The organism is Streptomyces aurantiaciflavus (assembly GCF_049808595.1).
Lineage (GTDB): Bacteria > Actinomycetota > Actinomycetes > Streptomycetales > Streptomycetaceae > Streptomyces.
On the sequence record NZ_JBNCAQ010000008.1, the window covers coordinates 154,481 to 173,939 of the forward strand.

General features: G+C 72.0%; 15 protein-coding genes. 8 read left to right on the forward strand and 7 right to left on the reverse strand.

All coding sequences use genetic code 11. The features are described from left to right. The first annotated feature begins 3 nt into the window (after window positions 1-3). From ACPT94_RS11420 to ACPT94_RS11435, 4 genes are all read left to right on the forward strand, one after another. Entirely contained in the window at window positions 4-1,707 is a 1,704-nt protein-coding gene (locus ACPT94_RS11420; protein ID WP_425245748.1) for a serine/threonine-protein kinase, read from the forward strand. A 136-nt stretch (window positions 1,708-1,843) separates the two neighbouring features. Next, window positions 1,844-3,634 carry a serine/threonine-protein kinase gene (locus ACPT94_RS11425; protein ID WP_425245749.1) on the forward strand — a complete coding sequence of 597 codons (1,791 nt, stop codon included), beginning with the start codon at window positions 1,844-1,846 and terminating at the stop codon, window positions 3,632-3,634. A 231-nt stretch (window positions 3,635-3,865) separates the two neighbouring features. Further along, window positions 3,866-5,497: a succinic semialdehyde dehydrogenase gene (locus ACPT94_RS11430; protein ID WP_360332290.1), complete on the forward strand. Its 1,632-nt coding sequence runs from the start codon at window positions 3,866-3,868 to the stop codon at window positions 5,495-5,497. Window positions 5,498-5,595: 98 nt separating this feature from the next. Beyond that, window positions 5,596-7,374, forward strand: coding sequence for a GMC family oxidoreductase N-terminal domain-containing protein (locus ACPT94_RS11435; RefSeq protein WP_360332293.1), 1,779 nt, complete (start codon window positions 5,596-5,598; stop codon window positions 7,372-7,374). A gap of 86 nt (window positions 7,375-7,460) precedes the next feature. On the opposite strand, the gene ACPT94_RS11440 is transcribed toward ACPT94_RS11435, so the two are convergent. Both ACPT94_RS11440 and ACPT94_RS11445 read right to left on the reverse strand, forming a co-directional pair. Further along, window positions 7,461-8,402, reverse strand: a complete 942-nt coding sequence (locus ACPT94_RS11440; protein ID WP_425245750.1) for an LAETG motif-containing sortase-dependent surface protein — start codon at window positions 8,400-8,402, stop codon at window positions 7,461-7,463. 792 nt (window positions 8,403-9,194) lie between these two features. Beyond that, window positions 9,195-9,482 carry a chorismate mutase gene (locus ACPT94_RS11445; RefSeq protein ID WP_425245751.1) on the reverse strand — a complete coding sequence of 96 codons (288 nt, stop codon included), beginning with the start codon at window positions 9,480-9,482 and terminating at the stop codon, window positions 9,195-9,197. A 582-nt stretch (window positions 9,483-10,064) separates the two neighbouring features. Between ACPT94_RS11445 and guaA the strand changes: the two genes are divergently transcribed. Then, window positions 10,065-11,645: a glutamine-hydrolyzing GMP synthase gene (gene guaA, locus ACPT94_RS11450; RefSeq protein ID WP_360332302.1), complete on the forward strand. Its 1,581-nt coding sequence runs from the start codon at window positions 10,065-10,067 to the stop codon at window positions 11,643-11,645. A gap of 16 nt (window positions 11,646-11,661) precedes the next feature. Here the strand turns inward: guaA and ACPT94_RS11455 are convergent, their stop codons facing one another. Together ACPT94_RS11455 and ACPT94_RS11460 are read right to left on the reverse strand one after the other, a co-directional pair. Continuing rightward, window positions 11,662-12,138 carry a pyridoxamine 5'-phosphate oxidase family protein gene (locus ACPT94_RS11455; protein ID WP_360332305.1) on the reverse strand — a complete coding sequence of 159 codons (477 nt, stop codon included), beginning with the start codon at window positions 12,136-12,138 and terminating at the stop codon, window positions 11,662-11,664. A 206-nt stretch (window positions 12,139-12,344) separates the two neighbouring features. Then, window positions 12,345-12,971, reverse strand: a complete 627-nt coding sequence (locus tag ACPT94_RS11460; RefSeq protein ID WP_425245752.1) for a hypothetical protein — start codon at window positions 12,969-12,971, stop codon at window positions 12,345-12,347. Window positions 12,972-13,081: 110 nt separating this feature from the next. Here ACPT94_RS11460 and ACPT94_RS11465 point away from each other — a divergent pair, with 110 nt between their 5' ends. Further along, window positions 13,082-13,876, forward strand: a complete 795-nt coding sequence (locus ACPT94_RS11465; protein ID WP_360332311.1) for a class II aldolase/adducin family protein — start codon at window positions 13,082-13,084, stop codon at window positions 13,874-13,876. 64 nt (window positions 13,877-13,940) lie between these two features. On the opposite strand, the gene ACPT94_RS11470 is transcribed toward ACPT94_RS11465, so the two are convergent. Beyond that, on the reverse strand, window positions 13,941-14,858 hold the full coding sequence (locus tag ACPT94_RS11470) for a DUF4429 domain-containing protein (protein ID WP_425245753.1): 918 nt from the start codon (window positions 14,856-14,858) through the stop codon (window positions 13,941-13,943). 189 nt (window positions 14,859-15,047) lie between these two features. On the opposite strand from ACPT94_RS11470, the gene ACPT94_RS11475 reads away from it, so the two are divergent. Together ACPT94_RS11475 and ACPT94_RS11480 are read left to right on the forward strand one after the other, a co-directional pair. Next, window positions 15,048-16,325, forward strand: a complete 1,278-nt coding sequence (locus ACPT94_RS11475) for a hypothetical protein (protein ID WP_360332317.1) — start codon at window positions 15,048-15,050, stop codon at window positions 16,323-16,325. 150 nt (window positions 16,326-16,475) lie between these two features. Continuing rightward, the gene (locus ACPT94_RS11480; protein WP_360332320.1) at window positions 16,476-17,003 is read left to right on the forward strand and encodes a DoxX family protein; all 528 of its coding nucleotides are present in this window, start codon (window positions 16,476-16,478) and stop codon (window positions 17,001-17,003) included. A 437-nt stretch (window positions 17,004-17,440) separates the two neighbouring features. Here the strand turns inward: ACPT94_RS11480 and ACPT94_RS11485 are convergent, their stop codons facing one another. Together ACPT94_RS11485 and ACPT94_RS11490 are read right to left on the reverse strand one after the other, a co-directional pair. After that, window positions 17,441-17,683: a hypothetical protein gene (locus ACPT94_RS11485; RefSeq protein ID WP_360332323.1), complete on the reverse strand. Its 243-nt coding sequence runs from the start codon at window positions 17,681-17,683 to the stop codon at window positions 17,441-17,443. Beyond that, window positions 17,670-19,304, reverse strand: a complete 1,635-nt coding sequence (locus ACPT94_RS11490) for a PspC domain-containing protein (RefSeq protein ID WP_425245754.1) — start codon at window positions 19,302-19,304, stop codon at window positions 17,670-17,672. The genes ACPT94_RS11485 and ACPT94_RS11490 overlap by 14 nt, the downstream gene beginning before the upstream one ends. Window positions 19,305-19,459 lie beyond the last annotated feature (155 nt).

The following is a 19,459-nucleotide window of genomic DNA, read 5'->3' on the forward strand; positions in this document are numbered from 1 at the left end:
GCCATGAGCAGCAACGGGGGAGCCCCGCACGAGGCCGACGAGACGACGAGTTTCGTTCTGCGACCGCCGAACCAGCCCGCGGCCGCGCCGCATCCAGGCCATCCGTACGCGGTGCCCGCACAGGTGGCGCCCGTTCCGCAGGAGCCCGGCGCCGGACGGCTCATCGCAGGCCGCTACCGGCTCCTCGGCAAGCTCGGGCACGGCGGCATGGGCACGGTGTGGCGCGCCAAGGACGAGACGGTGGACCGCGAGGTCGCGGTCAAGGAACCCCGCGTCCCCGACCATCTTCCCGAACGGGAACGGGCCAACGCCTTCGAGCGGATGCGGCGCGAGGCACGGGCCGCGGCCCGGCTGGACCATCCGGCCGTCGTGAACGTCCACGACGTCGCCGTCGTCGACGGACAGCCGTGGATCGTGATGGAGCTCGTCCACGGGCGCTCCCTCGGCGGCGCACTGCAGGAGGGCACGCTGAGCGTGCGCGAGGCGGCCCGGATCGGCCTGGAGGTGCTCGGCGCGCTGGAGGCCGCGCACGCGGCGGGCATCCTGCACCGGGACGTGAAGCCGGACAACGTGCTGCTCGGCCGGCACGACCGGGTCGTCCTCACCGACTTCGGCATCGCCCAGATCGAGGGCGAGACGAAACTGACCGACACCGGCGGCTTCGTCGGCTCGCCCGAGTACATCGCGCCCGAGCGGGTGCTGGGCCAGCGCCCGGGTCCGGCGTCCGACCTGTGGTCGCTGGGTGTTGTGCTCTACGCGGCCACGGAGGGCGTCTCGCCGTTCCGCCGCAGCAACACCCCGGCCACCCTCCAGTCCGTCCTCAACGCCGTGCCCGCGCCGCCCGCCGCCGCGCAGGGCCCGCTCGCCGAGGCCATCAACGGCCTGCTGGAGAAGGACCCGGCCCGCCGCCCGCGCGCCGCGCAGGTGCGGGCCCTGCTGGAGCGCGCGGCGCAACCGCCGGCGCCCGCCCCCACACAGATGGTGACCGTCGGGCCGGACACGCGCCCGGGCGGCACCGGTCCGGGTGACAGCGACCCGGGCGGCTGGGGGCTGCGGATCACGACCGGGCGCCGGGGCTGGGGCGTCCGGTTCGGTGGCAAGATCCTCGCGACCGTGCTCGGCGTCGCGCTCGCCGTGGGCGCGGCGGCGTCGTACGTGGCGATCGCCGACCCGTTCGCCCCGGCTCTGCCGGACGGCTGGAAGACGGCCCACGAGAAGGACGTCACCGCGACCCTGGCGGTGCCCGACGGCTACGTGAGAGGCGTCCCCGACCGCACCTCCGACGACAGCCATTGGGTCAGCTTCACCGACCCGAGCGGCGCCCTGTCGATCACGCTGTCGGTGCAGCGCAGGGCGGAGGACACGGCCAAGGACATCAAGGAGTCCGCGGCCGCCGAGATGTACGCCGACAACGGGGAGTTCGCGCGCATCGGCAGCTACCCGCTCGACATGCCGAAGGGGCCCCGGACCCGGCCCGACGACAACGCGACCTTCCACGGGAGGAAGGCCGCCGGGAACACCGTCAGGTACACCACCGACGACACCCAGAACCGCCGTCCCCGTGAGGTGAGGATCTTCTACTACAAGTCCTCCGCCGGCGACATGTACCGGCTCACCGTCGCCTACCCGGGCCGGGGCGACCTCACGGAGCGCGGCCGCGAGGTGGCGAGGACGGCGATCGCGAACCTGGACGTCGACAAGCCCTGAGAGCGGGCGTGCGCACGGACGGACGGGCGTACGGACGGGCGTTCGGGCGTGCGGCCGCCGTGGAGGTGGGGCGGGAGGCCGGGCGGTTCACCGTGGAGCGGTGAGGGCGGCGGCCCGCTCGTGGTAGTCATGAGACATGACCATCGGCGGGGACACCGGAGGCGACAAGGGCCGGACAGTCGGCGGCCGTTACCGGCTGCTCGAACGCATCGGCTCGGGCGGCATGGGCACCGTCTGGCGGGCCCGCGACGAACTGGTCGACCGAGAAGTCGCCGTCAAGGTGCCCCGGTTGCCCGGCGACCCCGAGGACGAGGCGCACCGCCGGGCCGCCCACCGCCTCTACCGGGAGGCCCGCGCCGCCGCCCGCGTCGACCACCCCTCCGCCGTCTCCATACACGACGTCGTCGTGGACGAGGGGGACGAGGGCCTCCAGGACGGACTGCCCTGGATCGTCATGGAGCTGATCCGCGGCGAGTCCCTGCACGAGGTGCTGCGCCGGGGGCCCCTGGAGGCCGTCGAGGCCGCCCGCATCGGCCTCGCCGTCCTCGGCGCCCTGCGCGCCGCGCACGCCGTCGGCATCGTCCACCGCGACGTCAAGCCGGCCAACGTCCTGCTCGGCCCGCACGGCCGCGTCGTCCTCACCGATTTCGGCATCGCGCATGTCCAGGGCGAGGAATCCCTCACCGTCAGTGGTGAGTTCGTCGGCTCCCTGGAGTTCGTCGCCCCCGAGCGGATGTCCGGCCGCGGCGCCGGGCCCGCCTCCGACCTGTGGTCGCTGGGCGTCCTGCTCTACGCCGCCGTCGAGGGCTGGTCCCCCTTCCGCCGTACGACCCTGGAGTCCACGCTCGCCGCGATCCTCGCCGCCGAGCCGCCCGAGCCGAAACAGGCCGGCCCCCTCGGGCCGCTCGTCGTGCGGCTCCTGCAGAAGGACCCCGAGCGCCGCCCCGGCGCGGAGAAGGTCGCCGTGGTGCTGGAGGCGGTGGCCGAGGGGTGGCCCGTACCGCCCGTGTCCGGGGACGAGGTGGCGGTCGTTCAGGACGGCTCGCGGCTGCGGCAGTCCGCCGACGCCGACGCCGACCCCGGGACCGTACGGCTGAAACGGCAGGCCCCGGCCTCCGGTCCCGACCCTGATCCAGCCCCCGCACCGGCCCCCACCCCAGCCCACGGCGTCACCCCGGAAACGCCCCCGAGCCCTGACCACGGCCGCACCCCGGAAACGCCCCCGGGCCCCGGCCCCGAACCCGTCACCACCCGGACCCCGACCCCGGCTCCCGGCCGCCCTCTCCGCCGCCGCCCGGTCCTCCTCGGCGCCGGCCTCGCCGCCCTCCTCGCCGGCGGCGCCTGGCTGGCGACCTCCGGCGCCCTCGTCGAGATCGAGGGCGGCGCGGCCACCGAACGCACCCTTCCCGACGACCCGGCCGCCGTCGCCACGGCGACCGCCTCGCCCACGGCGACCGCCTCGCCCTCCAGCGGCGCCTGGATCGCCCACCGCGAGGAGGACCTGGACGCCGTCCTCACCCTCCCCGCCGAATACAAGGAGGCCGCCCGGGAAGGCGGCGCCGACGACCAACCCCGTCTCGTCGTCTACGACACCGGCCTGGTCCAGGTCCGCCTCACCCGGTGGGACAAGGCGCCCGGCACCCCGATGGCCCAGGCGGAGCGGTCGTACGAGACCTGGGACAGCTACAACAACGACGCGCGCAACCAGACGACGCGCACCACCTTCCAGGGCTACGACGCCGCCCTGTCGGACACCACCTACGACATGGACACGTCCCCGACCCGCGTCATGGAGCTGTTCGTCCTCACCGGCGACGGGCGCATGTACGCACTGCGCGTCGACATGCCCAAGGGCACACCCAGCGAGAAGAAGGGCACGGCGGTGTTCAAAGGGGCTCGCGACCGCCTGCGGATCGGAAGTCGGTAGAGCCGTTCGGCAGAGCCGGCCGCGGATCGGAAGTCCGCGAACCCTTTGCGGAGGGCAGGTCCGTGGCAGCGCGCAGATCGCGTTGAACGTGTGGAACACCACCGAACATCCCCGCCCAACGCCCTGATCAGCAGCTTTGTTGCCAGTGACCACTGGCGTCGTGTGTGCGGTCGGTGAATCCCCATTACCGACGGGTACCAAAAGCCTTTCGCACGTCATACCCTGCGCCTCATGACGGACTCGCAGGCCCCGGAAAAGACCGGTACCACGCCCACCGCCGGTACCAACCCCCTCGCCCCCGCACCCACCGGCGTCCGTACCGCCGCCGATGTGGTCACCCCCCAGCTCGTCGCCCACCTGACCAAGGGCGTCGTCGGGTCCGGGCGCACCGCCAACCACACGCCGTTCACCGGCGAGAAGCTCGCCGACCTGCCCGAGTCCACCCCCGAGGACGTGGAGAAGGCGTTCGCGGCGGCCCGTGCCGCGCAGCAGGTGTGGGCGCAGGTGCCCGTGCGGGAGCGTGGCGCGGTCCTGCTCCGCTTCCACGACCTGGTGCTGGAGCGCCAGGCCGAGGTCCTCGACCTGATCCAGCTGGAGACCGGCAAGGCCCGGCTCCACGCCCACGAAGAGGTGCAGGCGGTCGCCGTCGCCGCCCGCCACTACGGCCGCAAGGCCCCCGCCTACCTCAGGCCCAAGCGGCACGCGGGCGCCGTGCCGACCCTGACGAAGGTCACCGAGCTGCGCCACCCGCGCGGTGTCGTCGGCCAGATCGCCCCCTGGAACTACCCCCTGGAGCTCTCGGTCGGCGACGCGCTCCCCGCCTTCGTCGCGGGCAACGCGGTCGTGATGAAGCCCGACACGGAGACCTGCCTCACCGCTCTGTGGGCCCGCGACCTCCTCATCGAGGCCGGGCTGCCCGCCGAGGTCTTCCAGGTCGTCATCGGCGAGGGCCCGGTCGTCGGCCCCGAGGTCGTCAGGCACGCCGACTACGTCTCCTTCACCGGGTCCACCCGCACCGGCCGCGAGGTCGCCCAGGGCGCCGCCGCCCGCCTGGTCGGCGTCTCCCTGGAACTCGGCGGCAAGAACGCCATGCTGGTCCTCGAGGACGCCGACATCGAGAAGGCGGCCGCGGGCGCGATCCGCGCCTGCTTCTCCTCCGCCGGCCAGCTCTGCATCTCCATCGAGCGGCTGTACGTCCACGAGTCCATCGCGGACGCCTTCCTGGAGCGCTTCGCCGCCCGCACCAAGGGCATGCGCCTCGGCACCTCCCTCGCCTACGGCGCCGAGATGGGCTCCCTGGTCGGCGAACGCCAGCTGGAGACGGTGAAGCGGCATGTGGAGGAGGCCGTGGCGAAGGGCGCGAAGGTGGTGGCCGGCGGCGTCGCCCGCCCCGACATCGGCCCGTACTTCTTCGAGCCCACGATCCTCGACGGCGTGACCGAGCCCATGTCCGTCTGCGCGGAGGAGACCTTCGGCCCGGTCGTCTCGATCTACCGCTTCAAGACGGACGACGAGGCGATCGAGCTCGCCAACTCCACCCCGTACGGCCTGAACTCCTCGGTCTGGACGAAGGACGGCCGCCGCGGCCGCGAGGTCGCCGCCCGCCTGCGCACCGGCACGGTCAACGTCAACGAGGGCTACGCCCCCGCCTACGGCAGCGTCCAGTCGCCCATGGGCGGCATGAAGGACTCCGGTCTCGGCCGCCGCCACGGCTCCGAGGGCATCCTCAAGTACACGGAGGCCCAGACGGTGGCCCAGCAGCGACTGCTGCCGATGGCTCCCTCACTGGGGATGGACGACGAGAAGTACGCGGCTTTCATGAGCCGCAGCCTGAAGGTGATGAAGGCACTGAGGTTCAAGTAGCCGACCCGGAAGCGCGGGGCTGCTTCGATGTGCGGCCCCGCCGCTCGGGCGCGAGAAACCACAGACGGCCCGCACGCGCAACCCAACGAGGAGAACCCGTGCCCCAGGACGCTTACGACTACGACGTCATCGTCGTCGGATCGGGCTTCGGCGGCTCGGTGACCGCCCTGCGCCTGACGGAGAAGGGCTACCGCGTCGGCGTCCTGGAAGCCGGTCGCCGCTTCACCCGCGCCACCCTCCCCAAGAACTCCTGGGACCTGAAGAACTACCTCTGGGCCCCCAGACTCGGCCTGTACGGAATCCAGCGCATCCACCTGCTGGGCAACGTCATGGTCCTGGCCGGCGCGGGCGTCGGCGGCGGCTCCCTCAACTACGCCAACACCCTCTACGTCCCGCCGAAGGCCTTCTTCGAGGACCCGCAGTGGCGTGACATCACCGACTGGGAGGAGGAGCTGCGGCCGTACTACGACCAGGCGCGCCGCATGCTGGGCGTACGGCTCAACCCGACGACGACCCCCTCCGACGTGCACCTGAAGGCGGCGGCCGAGCGGATGGGTGTCGGGGACACCTTCCACATGGCGCCGGTCGGCGTGTTCTTCGGGGACGGGCAGGACGCCGACGGGTCGGTGCGGGTGAGGCCGGGGGAAGAGGTGCCGGACCCCTACTTCGGTGGCGCGGGCCCGTCCCGCAAGGCCTGCACCGAGTGCGGCGAGTGCATGACCGGCTGCCGCCACGGCGCGAAGAACACCCTCAACGAGAACTACCTCTATCTCGCCGAGAAGGCGGGCGCGGTCGTGCACCCGCTCACGACGGTCGTGTCGGTCACGGACGACTCACGGGGCGGGTACGCGGTGGCCACCCTCCCCACCGACGACCGCCGCAAGGCGAAGGGCCGCACCTTCACGGCCCGCAAGGTCGTCCTCGCCGCCGGCACCTACGGCACCCAGACCCTGCTGCACCGCATGAAGGCGAACAGCCAACTGCCCTACCTCTCCGACCGTCTGGGCGAGCTGACCCGCACCAACTCCGAGGCACTGGTCGGCGCCCAGACCGACGACCGCCGCTACCGCAAGGTCACGGGGCAGCCGAAAGCCGACTTCACCCGCGGAGTCGCCATCACGTCCTCCATCCACCCGGACGAGAACACCCACATCGAGCCGGTCCGCTACGGCAAGGGCTCCAACTCGATGGGCGGCCTGTCGATCCTCCAGGTCCCCTACGCCGAGGGCTCCTCCAGGGTCGGCGGCTGGCTGGTGAACGCGGCCCGCCACCCCCTCCTCGTCCTGCGCTCCCTCTCCAACCGCCGTTGGTCGGAGCGGACCATCATCGGCCTGGTGATGCAGTCGCTGGACAACTCGCTGACGACGTATCTGAAGCAGACGGGCGTGGGCAAGGGCCTCTTGACGGCACGCCAGGGCCACGGCAGCCCCAACCCCAAGCAGATCAAGGCCGCTTCGGAGGCCGCGTCCGCGATCGCCGCCGACATCAACGGCTTCGCCGGCTCCAACGTCGGCGAGCTGATGGGCACCCCGCTCACCGCCCACTTCCTCGGCGGCTGCCCCATCGGCACCTCCCGAGAGACCGGCGTCATCGACCCGTACCACCGCCTCTACGGCCACCCCGGCATCTCGGTCGTGGACGGCGCCGCGGTCTCGGCGAACCTGGGCGTGAACCCGTCCCTGACGATCACCGCCCAGGCCGAGCGGGCGATGTCGTACTGGCCCAACAAGGGCGAGGAGGACCCGCGCCCGGCCCAGGGCACGGCGTACGAACGCCTGAAGCCGGTGGAGCCGAAGGCACCGACGGTCCCGCCGGAGGCGTTCGCCGCGCTGCGGCTGCCGTTCCTGGGAATGCCGACGGTGCCGCCGAAGAAGTAGCCCCACCGGAGCAAGCGAAAGGGACCTGCGCCCCCCTCCGAGCACAGGTCCCTCTCCGTCGGCGGTCCGCTAGGACCCGTTCAGGCTTACGCCTCCGCCTTGCGACGGCGCACCGCGAACACCGCGCCCGCACCGGCCACGACGGCGACACCGCCGACCAGGCCGATCATCGGCAGGGCGGAGCTGGAGCCGGTCTCGGCGAGGCTGCCGGTGACCTCCGGGGTGTTGCTGCCCGGCTTGCTGTCCGAGACCGGGGCCTTGCCGCCTTCCTGCGGCTTGGTGCCGTCGGTGTCGGTGCCCGCGGCGACGATCTGGAACTTGTACGAGACGTCGCCGAAGCCGGTGCAGTTCGCGTCGTCGTCGCCGTAGATCGTCGCGCCCAGCGAGAAGCCGGCGCCGACCGGGGCGGACGCCTTCACGTTGATGCGCAGCGGGATGTTGACCTGGTAGTCGGGCTTCAGCTCGTCGGTGGAGCCGACGTAACCGACCGCGTAGCCCTCCTCGTCGAGGTTCTCCCAGACCTTGTCCTCGGGGTTCCAGGCCTGGAGCTGGACCTGCTTGCTCTCGAAGAGCTCCTCGCCGTCCTTGTCCGAGGAGGCCCCGGCCAGGAAGTCCAGGTCGTGGAGGGTGGAGTCCGAGTTGTTGGTCACGTCCAGCGAGAACTTGTGCCAGCCGCTGCCGGCCGCGATCTTGCCCGGCAGACCGGTGATGTCGACATCGACCTTGGTGTCCTCGCAGACCGACGGCTCCGGTTCCGGGGTCGTGGACGCGGAGGGGGAGGAGCTCGGCGAGCTGGAGCTCGACTGGGACGCGGAGGAGCTCGGCGAGCTGGAGGTCGACTCGGAGGTCGAGGCGCTCGGCGAGGTGGAGGTACCGGTCGACTCGGACTGGGAAGCCGAGGCGCTCGGAGAGGAGGAGCCGGACGCGGAGGCGCTCGCGGAGGGGGACGCGGATTCGGATGCGAACGCGGCCGGGGCAGCGAACAGCGCCACCGGCGCTATCGCGGCTGTCGCAGCAGCGGCTGCCATGGCACGGCGAAGCTTCATGAAGACCTCAAGGAGTCCAGTGTGGAGGGCTCCGCGTGTGGGGCGCGGGTGTGGCCCTTGGTTCGGGAGGTTTGATCCGTGAAAGCTGTGAATGGTTGCCCTGTCACTCACAGAATTTTTATGTTGCCTGGATCACACGCATGGCCCGGAGTGGGGGCGACGGAGAGGCCGACGCACAGGGACGACGAAGGGCCCCGCGGGACGGATCCGCGGGGCCCTTCTTTATCGTCAGCACCGGCGTCAGGGCAGCGCCGGTGCCGGGAAGCGGCGCCGGGGGGTTGCGCCGCTGGTCTGTCGAGCGTCGAGCGCCCTCGTTCGCGCCGGGTCGCCGCCGGGGCGCACGCGGGGCGCGCGACCGGTCTGGACCTTTGGCGGTCGTTCGGGGCAGAGCGCCTCATTGCAGTTCAAGAGGCTGCAATGGGGTGCAATGCGGTTGTCCACGGCGGGACTTGGGTCTTTCTACGCATCGTGCTGGATGAACGCGGCGCCCGCAACCGTTTGACCCAGCCCTTGTGCATTTTTGCCATTCCCGCCGGCCGGCCCCGGGCGTCCCCGAGGCCGGCCTTCTCTTGGGTGACCGGGCTGCTGTCCCCTGCCGTCCGGTCACTTCCCTGGAGCGAGGTCCCACGACGCACAGCACGATCCGTACGCCTCATCGCCCCAGCGAGCCACGCGTGGTTCTTCCGGGCCCGCCCCTGGCTGGAACGGACACCGGGACCAACGAAGCCGTCCGGGAGCCGGTCACGCGCCGGACGGGTGAGGCGCAGCCCGAACTCAGATACGACCCCGGCACAGCTCGAGCAGCGTCATCGCGAGAGCCGTACCCGGCTTGCCGAGCGCCTCCCTGTAGTGGCCGAGGACCTCCATCTCGCGGGAGAGGTTCACCCGGCGCCCACCGGAGGCGATCCGGGCGTCCTGGATCACGGCGGACACGGCCATGCGTTCCTGCACGAGACCGATGATCCGGTCGTCGAGCGCGTCGATGCGTTCCCGGGCGTCGGTGATCAACCCGGCGGCCTGGTCGGTACGGGCGCCGGTCTTGTCGTTGGCGGTGACGGTCATGTCGGGGCTCCTCGGAATCGAGTCGGATCGAAGGGTGCGGCGCCCCGGAACGGCAGGACCCGGAAAACGACAGGCGCCCCGGGCCTTGTCGGCCCGGGGCGCCTGGGAAGTCGCTTGGCGGTTCGCTCAAGCAGCACGACCATGGCAGCCGGCGGGCCGGGTGCCATAGGTAAAGAAGAAGGTCGTGGGCGTGAGCATGGGCCCAGTATGCCACGGAACCTTCCGGAGGCCGGTCCAGGTCATTCGGCGCGTCCGGTGTCGGAGGGCTGAGGACCGTATGAGCACTGAGGACGCGGTGAGCGCTGAGGACTCGGTGAGTACTGAGCATGTCTGTGAGTACTGAGGGCGCAGGTGAGTGCTCAGGGCGGGTTCATGCGGTGAGGACGAGGGAGCGAGCTTTTCGGCGCCGGTCCGGCCGACTCAGCCTGTCCGCGGCGCCCCCTCCGGGGAGTCCGAGGTCGAGGGCCGTTCAGGGCCGAAGCCGGGGTCTGGGGGCGGCAGTCCCAGCGGCGGGACCGTGCCGCGCCCACCTCGGTAGAATTGGCCAGCACAGAGACCCCGCCCAACCGCCGGAAGGCCCCCGTGTCATCAGCGACTCCCGCTGCCGCCGCCCCCGACACCGTCCTGGTCGTCGACTTCGGCGCGCAGTACGCCCAGCTCATCGCCCGTCGAGTCCGCGAGGCCCGGGTCTACAGCGAGATCGTCCCGAGCACCATGCCGGTCGCGGAGATGCTCGCCAAGAACCCGGCGGCGATCATCCTCTCCGGCGGCCCCTCGTCCGTGTACGAGGAGGGCGCTCCCCGCCTCGACCGCCAGATCTTCGAGGCCGGCGTCCCCGTCTTCGGCATGTGCTACGGCTTCCAGCTGATGGCGCAGTCGCTCGGCGGCACGGTGGACAACACCGGCGCCCGCGAGTACGGCCGCACGGACCTGCACGTCTCCAGGACGTCCTCCACCCTCTTCGAGGGCACCCCGGCCGAGCAGGCCGTGTGGATGTCGCACGGCGACGCCTGCTCCGCCGCCCCCGAGGGCTTCTCCGTCACGGCGTCCACGGACGTCGTCCCGGTCGCCGCCTTCGAGAACGACGAGAAGAAGCTGTACGGCGTCCAGTACCACCCCGAGGTCATGCACTCCACGCACGGCCAGCAGGTCCTGGAGCACTTCCTCTACCGCGGCGCCGGCCTCACCCCCTCCTGGACCACGGGCAACGTGATCGAGGAGCAGGTCGCCGCGATCCGCGAGCTGGTCGGCGACAAGCGCGCGATCTGCGGCCTGTCCGGCGGCGTGGACTCCGCCGTGGCCGCGGCCCTCGTCCAGAAGGCGATCGGCTCCCAGCTGACCTGCGTGTACGTCGACCACGGCCTGATGCGCAAGGGCGAGACCGAGCAGGTCGAGAAGGACTTCGTGGCGGCGACCGGCGTCCAGCTGAAGGTCGTGGACGCGGAGGAGCGTTTCCTCAAGGCGCTCGCCGGGGTCTCCGACCCCGAGGAGAAGCGGAAGATCATCGGCCGCGAGTTCATCCGCGTCTTCGAGCAGGCGCAGGCCGAGATCATCGCGGACGAGGGTCCGGCGGTGGAGTTCCTGGTCCAGGGCACGCTCTACCCGGACGTGGTCGAGTCCGGTGGCGGCACCGGCACCGCCAACATCAAGTCGCACCACAACGTCGGCGGCCTCCCCGAGGACCTCGAGTTCAAGCTCGTCGAGCCGCTGCGCAAGCTGTTCAAGGACGAGGTCCGCATGGTCGGCCAGGAGCTCGGCCTGCCGGAGGAGATCGTCCAGCGCCAGCCGTTCCCCGGCCCGGGCCTGGGCATCCGGATCGTCGGCGAGGTGACGAAGGAACGGCTCGACCTGCTCCGCGAGGCCGACGCCATCGCCCGTGAGGAGCTGACGGCGGCCGGCCTCGACCGCGACATCTGGCAGTGCCCGGTGGTCCTGCTCGCGGACGTCCGCAGCGTCGGCGTCCAGGGCGACGGCCGCACCTACGGCCACCCGATCGTCCTGCGCCCGGTCTCCTCCGAGGACGCCATGACGGCCGACTGGTCGCGTCTGCCGTACGACGTGCTGGCGAAGATCTCGACCCGGATCACGAACGAGGTGCGGGACGTCAACCGCGTCGTCCTCGACGTGACCTCGAAGCCGCCGGGCACGATCGAGTGGGAGTGAGCCTCCCTGGTCGAGGTCATGTCCGCTTGAGAGTCCGCACCGGCTCTCCGGGCTTCCAGACCTGGGCGACGAGATACGTGTCGTCCTCGACGTAGGTCCGTACGACCTCCGTCAGCTCGGTGCGGAAGAGGTGGAACGGCTCCGGCGGTTCCACCTCTTTCACGTATCCGGCCTTTGCCGCCTCCTCGTCCCCGACCTCGACGGCCCGCCCGCTGATCCGGACGTCGCCGCCGCCCATCCCGGTGCCCTCCCCCGGGTTGGCCTGGAGGCTGAAACGGGGGTCGCGGCGCAGGTCGAGGGCCTTGAGCGAGCCGGGCATCATGCCGAGCCACAGCTCGCCGTCGAGGAAACGCACCTCCAGGCCGCTGGTACGGGGAGAGCCGTCCTTGCGGACGGTCGCGAGGACGTGGTGCGTGAAGGCGCCGAAGCGATCCTCGACGGTCTTCGCGAGGTCGGGCTCGGCGTGCGCGAAAGCTGCCCAGTTCACAGTCATACGGGGAGTGTGACGCCAATACCCGACACCCTCTGTCCGGTATTCCTGGCCCTGGCCCTGGACGTGTCGGTCGGCGGGGCCTGTCGCGTGGCTGGGTGTCGGGCGGCCGGGTCTCGGGCGGCGGGGCCTGTCGGGGCGGCGCCGGCGGCGGAGGGGTGGCGCGGGCGGAGGGGCGGCGCGGGCGGAGGGGTGGCGCGGGCGGAGGATCAGGCCACGTGCGGTACCGGCCGCACATACCGCTCCCGGCCGTGCTCGTCCCGTACGAGCGTGCAGCCCCCCGCCGTGAGCCGCGCCGCGAGCTTCGCGCGCCGGGAGGCGTTGATGCGCAGGGCGCCCAACATGCCCAGCGGCATCGCGACGGCGAGCGGGAGCAGGACGGCGTACTTGCCGGTCAGGACGGCCATCAGCAGGAACAGCACCGCGGAGCCCCAGCCGATGGTCATCAGCTGGGCCCGGTTGGCGGCGGCCTCCAGGGCCTCGTAGCGGATGAGGCTGGTGAGGAGGTCGACATCCGCCTGCGCCTCGGGGACCGGGGTGAGCGAGCCCAGGTACATGCCCGGGACGGGGCGGTCGGGGCCGGGGTCGGGGAAGGCGGCCGTGTTGGCCGCGGCCCGCTGCCGGGCCACCGGGCTGGGATCGCGGACCAGCTGGACGTGCACCACTCGCTGCTTGCCGACGAGTCGGACGCTCTCATAGCGGAAGCCGTAGCACTCGGCCACGTACGCCAGCGCGCCGATCGTCTGCGGCTCCGCGAAGGGGTGGATGAGTTCGATGGCGTTGCGCGTCGCTGTCTGGCGCATGAGGGAGTCGAGGTGGCGATCGGCGGTACTCAAGACGTGCTCCATAGGTGACGGAAATCGTCATCTTTGCATAACGGCTCTGCCCTTTTGCCCTGACCGACGGTAACTTCCGCCCCGTAAAGCAACCCAGCGCTGGAGGACCGATGCACGGGCCCACGCCGCCTGCTCCGCTGCCCACCGACCGGCTGCAGTTCGCCATGCCGCCGATGCACGAGTCGGTCGAGGACGAGCGCCGGCACCGCAAGGAACGGCTGGCGGGCGCGGTGCGGATCTTCGGCCGGCTCGGCTTCGAGGACGGCGTCTCCGGACACATCACCGCGCGCGACCCCGAGTACAGCGACTGCTTCTGGGTCAATCCGTTCGGGATGCCGTTCAAGCACGTCACCGTGAGCGACCTCGTGCTCGCCAACCGGGACGGGCAGGTCGTCGAGGGTCGCTACCACGTCAACCAGGCCGCCTTCACCGTGCACGCCCAGGTGCACGCCGCCCGGCCCGACGTCGTCGCCGTCGCCCACTGCCACTCGGTGCACGGCCGCGCCCTCGCCGCCCTCGGCGAGCTGCTCGACCCGATCACCCAGGAGAGCTGCGCGTTCTACGAGGATCACGCCCTCTACGACGCCTATACCGGCGTCGCCGTCGACGCCGAGGAGGGCAGGCGCATCGCGTCCGCGCTCGGCACCCGCAAGGCGCTCGTCCTGCGCAACCACGGGCTGCTGACCGTCGGCGACTCGGTGGACGCCGCGGCCTGGTGGTTCCTGTCCATGGAACGCTCCAGCCAGGTCCAGCTGACCGCCCGCGCCGCCGGCCGCCCGGTCCTGATCGACCACCGCGCGGCGGTGGCGACCCGGGAACAGCTCGGCGGCGACCTGGTGGCGTGGATCAACTACCAGCCCCTGTGGCAGGACATCAGCAGGAGCGAACCGGATCTGCTGTCGTGACACGGTTTCGGGCCGACGGCTCGGCAGGGCTGACTTCGCGACGGCGGTTTCGTGACGCCGGGATTCAGAACCCCCGCAGCACGACTGCCTTCGTCCGGGCGAACTCCTCGTCCGTGAGCACCCCGTCCCGGTGCAGCTCCCCCAACTCCCGCAGCCTGCGCAGCAGGACGTCGTGGTGGTCGGCCTGCGGCGGTACGGCCGACGCGGGCGCGGACCGGTCCGGGTGACGGTCCGGCCAGTGGTCCGCGTACCCGTCGTGCCCGTCGGCGGTACGGGTGGACGGATGCGGCAGCCGGGCGGTGACCGCGGTCGCGACCAGCGCGGTCAGCAGGTCGCGTCGGGCGCTGCCCCACAGGTCCAGGGCGTACGGGTCCTTCTCCGGCGGGAGCTTCGCGAACACCGTCTCGCGGGTCACGAAGCGCAGGAGCCCGTCCTCGTGGCCGGTGTTGGGCAGCCACTCCACCTGCACGAGATCACCCACGTGGACGACGCGCGGGCCCGTCGCCCGCTTGATCCGGTCCGCGGTGTCGGCCCAGTCGATGCGCACCTGGGTGCCGTCGAAGGAGACCGTGCCGTCGGAGGAACGGACGGACACCGGGACCGGCGGGCCGGGCAGCAGATAGGCCTTGGTCGGCTCCTTGGGGATCTGGTCGAGCAGCAGCGCGTGCCGGATCTCCTCCGCGACGTACTCGGCGATCCCGGAGGTGTCCATGTCCACGACGAGCCGGTAGGGATCGGCCGTGTCGGGCAGCCGCCCGCCCGTCGCCTGCAACAGCGGGTCGGCCCCCTCCCGCAGCCGCAACCGCAGCCGGCCACGCTTGCGTTCGGGCTCGTAGACGATGCCGGCGACGGCCTCCAGGGGCACGGCGATCTCCCCGTACGTCTGCCGGAACAGCGGCACACTGCGGTGGAGTCCCGGCGTGATCCGGACCGTCGTGCCGTCGAAGGCCCAGGCCCCGTCACGCTGGATGATCTCGGCCATACGGAAATTCTCGCAGCCAGGTCAACACGGCGGGCCCCGCCTCACCCGCGCTGACCAGACCTGGCGAAGCCGGACGGTGTCCGGTAGGGCACAATTCGCTGTCATCGCAGGGGAGTTGTTCACAGGGCAGGTGGCCGGATTCGTCGGGGCCGCCGGTCGGGGAAGTCGCGGGGAAGGCGGGCGTCGGACGTGGCGGTGCAGGAAGCGAGACAGGGGCCGGACGCGGGCGCGCACGAGGGCGGCTGCACCTGCGGGGACTGCCCGCACGGAGCCCGCGAGGGGCACCGGCGCGCGGTGGCCGAGTTCCTGCTGAAGCGCGACGGGTTCGCCGCCGGGCAGGGCCTGCCGGCCGCCGTCGCCCACTCCGCCTCGGCCTCCCGCCAGTGGGTCTCGGAGGAACTGACCCAGTCCGCGGAACTCGTCGCCGAACGCGGCCGAGCCGAGGGCGGTGCCTGGCTGGCCCGCCTCTGGCTCCGCACCACGTGCACGGTGTGGGCGGCGGTGGTCCTCCTGCTGCTGGTGCAGTCCCTCACCGCGATCGGCGCGGGCTGGACCACGGCCCGCACGGCCGGACTCCTCGCCGCGTTCGTCGTCGCCGGGGCGCTGACCGCCGCCTCCTGGTTCCACCGGGCGCGCGGCGGCGCGCTGGCTCCCGTCATCGGCGAGGACAACCGCCTGTCCACCTCCCGTGCCGTCGCCGCCGCCTGGGTGCTGCTCGTGGCGTACGCGGTCCTGGTCCTGGTGGGCCGGCTGGCCGCCGCCTCCGGTCCCGCCGAACGCGACGCGCTGATCTCCGGCCTCGACCTCACCCGCGGGGCCGGCGTGGTCACCGTCCTCGCCGTGGTCTGCGCCATCGCCGTGCTGGTGCGCCGGGTGGTCGGGCTGCGTGTCCTGGCCCAGCGGCTGCAGAAGGTCCGCGCGCACCGGCCCCGGGCAGCCGACCTGCTGACCGACGATGCGGGCCGCGGCACCTTCGCCGACATCCAGTACGTCGTGATCAGCGCCGTCGCCCTGGCCTTCGCCGCCGTACGCCTCGCCCGCCGCCCCGACCAACTGCCCGATCTGCCCTGGGGGCTCGCCGTCGTGGTGCTGGTCTCGGCCGCGACCTACCTCGCCGGCAAATACGCGGAGGGCGGCCGCCCCGTGATCCTCTCTGTCGTCCGCTCCCGCGAGGCCGGTGACCTCGACGCCCCGATCCGCACCGGCGACGACATCGAGATCCGCGGCGCCGGCTTCGTCCCGCCCGGCGCCCAGGCCGCCGACCGGCTCTCCCGCATGGTCGTCCGTATCGGCACGGTCCACGTCCATGTGCCCCTCGTCCCCGTCGCGGGCGGCTTCAGCAACCCCACCGACGCGGTCCTGACCGTCCCGGTCCCGGCGGAGGTCGAGCCCGGCCGGGTGGAGGTGCAGGTGGTGACGGCCGCCGGAGTGGAGACGAACCGGTACGCGATCGATGTAACGGAGTAAGACGTCACGGACGGGCGACACGAGCACGGGCTTCGGGATCCTCCGTCCGTTCCGGTCAACCATTGAACGCACCTCCCATTTCGTACGTATGGTCTTGCGTATGGTCTGTTGAGGGGTCCCACCACGGCGGGCGAGAGGCGGCTACGAGCGATGACTCACAGCATGCGGACGGACACGCACCCCCCTTACCTCGACGGCGGCCGCGACTGGCGGGACTCCGCCACCCGGTACGCCCTCCTCCCACTCCGCATCTTCCTCGGCGTCACCTTCATCTACGCCGGCCTCGACAAGCTCACCGACGGCGCCTTCCTCAAGGCCGGCGGCGCCGGATCCATCGGCGACACCATGCGCGCCGTCCGTGACTCCTCGGCCATTCCGGCCCTGGTCGACCTGGCTCTGAAGAGCCCCACCGGCTTCGGCTACGCCATGGCCTTCGGCGAACTCGCCGTCGGTATCGGCGCTCTCATCGGCCTCCTCACTCGCCTCGCCGCACTCGGCGGCGCCCTGATCTCCCTCAGCCTGTGGCTGACGGTGAGCTGGGCCTCGGACCCCTACTACTACGGCAACGACCTCCCCTATCTCATGGCCTGGCTCCCTCTCGTCCTCGCAGGCGCCCCCGTCCTCTCGCTCGACGCGGCATGGCGCAATCGGAGGAGGCAGCGGGTGGGAGGCCTTTAGTCGGCTCTTCTGCGGTCTGCGGTCTGCGGCCTGCGGTCTGCGGTCTGCGGTGCTCGGTGTTCGGGTGTGGGTGCGTGGTGGGTGGTCTGCAGGCTGTGATCTGCCGCCTGTGCCTGTCCTGTTAGGGCGGGCGTGCCTGCCTCGGCCGTAGGGACGGGCGACATACCTGCGGGACGGGCGGTGCCCGCCCTGCCGTGGGGAGCCGCGCGCCTGGCCTGTCGTAGGAGCGGCGGCGGCATGGCTGCGGGAGCAGGCGGTGTCTGCCTCGGGCCGTCCGAGGGCGGCGTGCCCGTGAGGGCGGACTGCGGTGCCCTTGGACGGTGTAGGAACTGGGGTGCCTGAGCCGACGGCGGCGGCACCCTGCCTCGTGACCGTCCGTCGGCGCGGGCGGGCCCACTCCGCCGACCCGGTCGGCTGCCTGAGCGTCGGACTCTGCCTCAGCTCGCCGTTTCCCCACCCGCCTCCGCGGGAGTTCCCCGGTGTGCTCCCCGGCGTCTGCGTATGGACCGGGCCAGCACTCCGGTCGCGCCCGCCAGACAGAGGCCTGCCACCACCATCGGGATCACGGCGAACCACGGTGTCTCCCAGAGACCGCCCGCGTCACCCGCGTAGACGATGCCGGCGAGGGTGAAGGCGGCACCGGCCACCAGCCTGCCCGGACGGAACTCATGACGCAGCATGGACCACCTCCGCCTGTCCCGCCCCGACCTGTAGGTCGAGGTCGATCGTCCCGACGTCCTTGCCGCCCGAGATTGGCGACAGGGTGACCTCCTTGTGCTTGCCCGGCTCCACGTCCACGTCCTCCTGGTCCTCACCCGGCAACTGGATGTCGCCCAGGCCCACGTCGATGCTCATCTTCACGGTCACGTCCGGCGGCACGACCACCCGCAGCCGGCCGAGCCCCACCTCCGCGTTCGTCCTCACCGTCTGCCCCTTGGCCAGGTTTAGCCGGGACAGGTCCAGGGTGCCGTTGCCCGTGCCGAGGTCGTAGCCCTCCCGGACGTCGGCCACCGTCGCGGGCCGCCAGGTCCTGTCGGTCCAGTACGTGGTGATGTCCCTGGGCAGGGTGGCCGAGCCGGCGAGCAGGCCTGCCGTGACGATCGCCAAGAACACCGACCCCGCGCCCGTCCGCCCCAGGAACGAACTGACCGCGATGCCCACGCCCAGCACGATGAGCGCGGCGGCCAGACCGGCCTGGAGGCTGACGCCCAGCGGGTGCTCGTCCCAGGTGATCCGGGTGGCGACACCGCCCGCGAGTACCGCGAGCAGGAACAGCCAGCCGCCGATCCAGCGGGGGCCGCGCGGCCTGGAGGACCGGCCGAGCGGGGTGCGTATGTCCTCGCGGGCGCTCGTGTGCCCGGTGAGACGGACGTCGATGATCGAGGTGATGTCCGGGGTGCGGGAGTCCCGAGGGCCCCACAGATACCCCGTGCCGCCGTAGTGCGTGCCGTCCTTGACGATGGGGTCGCGCCACCAGGAGGGGTAGGCGGCCGGCACCGGCGGCGCCTGGGCCTCCGGCGGGGCGTCGGCGACGGCCTGAGCGGCGAGCGGGTCGGCGTCGGAGGCGTCCCGGTGCCGTGACCAGTACCCGGCGCCGGCCAGGAGGAGAGAGAGGACGACGGCGAAGGTCAGGACACTGCCGTTGTTCAGCATCGACAGGAACACTCCGCAGCCGACCAGTGCGAACAGCACCGCCGCGAGCGCCTGTCCGTCGACGCGGCCGGTCAGCAGCTTGCGCACCTCGTTCTGGCCGTCGTCGGCGTACGGGACGAAGAGCCAGGCGAAGCCGTAGAAGATGAGGCCGATGCCGCCGGTCGCGGAGAGCACCGCGAGCGTGATCCGGAAGATCACAGGGTCCATGTCGCACTGCCGCCCGAGGCCCGCGCACACGCCGGCGAGCATCTTGTGTTCACGGTCGCGGCGGAACCTGTGCAAGGGGGCGTCGGTCAGGCGCGAGCCGTCGGCCGGACCGGGGTCGTCGGCCGGACCGGGCTCAGCGGGCGAGGCGGGTGCCTCGGGCGCCCCCGGCGGACCGGGCGGTCCGGTCCCCGACCCGGTTCCGGTGTTGGTGCCCGTGCCCCTGCCCGTGCCGGTGTCGGCCGTCGCTGTCTCCTCGTTCACGTCTGCCTCTCCGGCCCTGCCCGGTTCTTCGGGCGCACCCCGTTCTTCACGTGTGCGCGCCCGCTCGTGCGCGCGCGGTTCCTCACCTGCGGCGCCGGGAGCGCCGGTGGACGGGGCGGCCGCGTCGGGCGCGGTGCCCCCGTCGGGCACGGCGTCCGCGGCGTGCTGGTGATCTGCCATGCGTCCATGGTGGCGGGCGAGCCGCCCCGGCGGCAGTCGGAATGACCCTGGTCGGACCCTGATATCGGCCCTGAGCCGACGCCCGGGAGGCGTTCGACCTGCGAGGGCGGCGAAGATCAGGGGCGTCTCGGGGGCAAACCCTGATGCCCGGGCGC

Coding starts and splice junctions, on each gene's coding strand:
- ACPT94_RS11420 (WP_425245748.1), top strand. CDS start 4: ATGAGCAGCAACGGGGGAGCCCCGCACGAGGCCGACGAGACGACGAGT.
- ACPT94_RS11425 (WP_425245749.1), top strand. CDS start 1,844: ATGACCATCGGCGGGGACACCGGAGGCGACAAGGGCCGGACAGTCGGC.
- ACPT94_RS11430 (WP_360332290.1), top strand. CDS start 3,866: ATGACGGACTCGCAGGCCCCGGAAAAGACCGGTACCACGCCCACCGCC.
- ACPT94_RS11440 (WP_425245750.1), bottom strand. CDS start 8,402: ATGGCAGCCGCTGCTGCGACAGCCGCGATAGCGCCGGTGGCGCTGTTC.
- ACPT94_RS11445 (WP_425245751.1), bottom strand. CDS start 9,482: ATGACCGTCACCGCCAACGACAAGACCGGCGCCCGTACCGACCAGGCC.
- ACPT94_RS11455 (WP_360332305.1), bottom strand. CDS start 12,138: ATGACTGTGAACTGGGCAGCTTTCGCGCACGCCGAGCCCGACCTCGCG.
- ACPT94_RS11465 (WP_360332311.1), top strand. CDS start 13,082: ATGCACGGGCCCACGCCGCCTGCTCCGCTGCCCACCGACCGGCTGCAG.
- ACPT94_RS11470 (WP_425245753.1), bottom strand. CDS start 14,858: ATGGCCGAGATCATCCAGCGTGACGGGGCCTGGGCCTTCGACGGCACG.
- ACPT94_RS11480 (WP_360332320.1), top strand. CDS start 16,476: ATGACTCACAGCATGCGGACGGACACGCACCCCCCTTACCTCGACGGC.
- ACPT94_RS11485 (WP_360332323.1), bottom strand. CDS start 17,683: ATGCTGCGTCATGAGTTCCGTCCGGGCAGGCTGGTGGCCGGTGCCGCC.
- ACPT94_RS11490 (WP_425245754.1), bottom strand. CDS start 19,304: ATGGCAGATCACCAGCACGCCGCGGACGCCGTGCCCGACGGGGGCACC.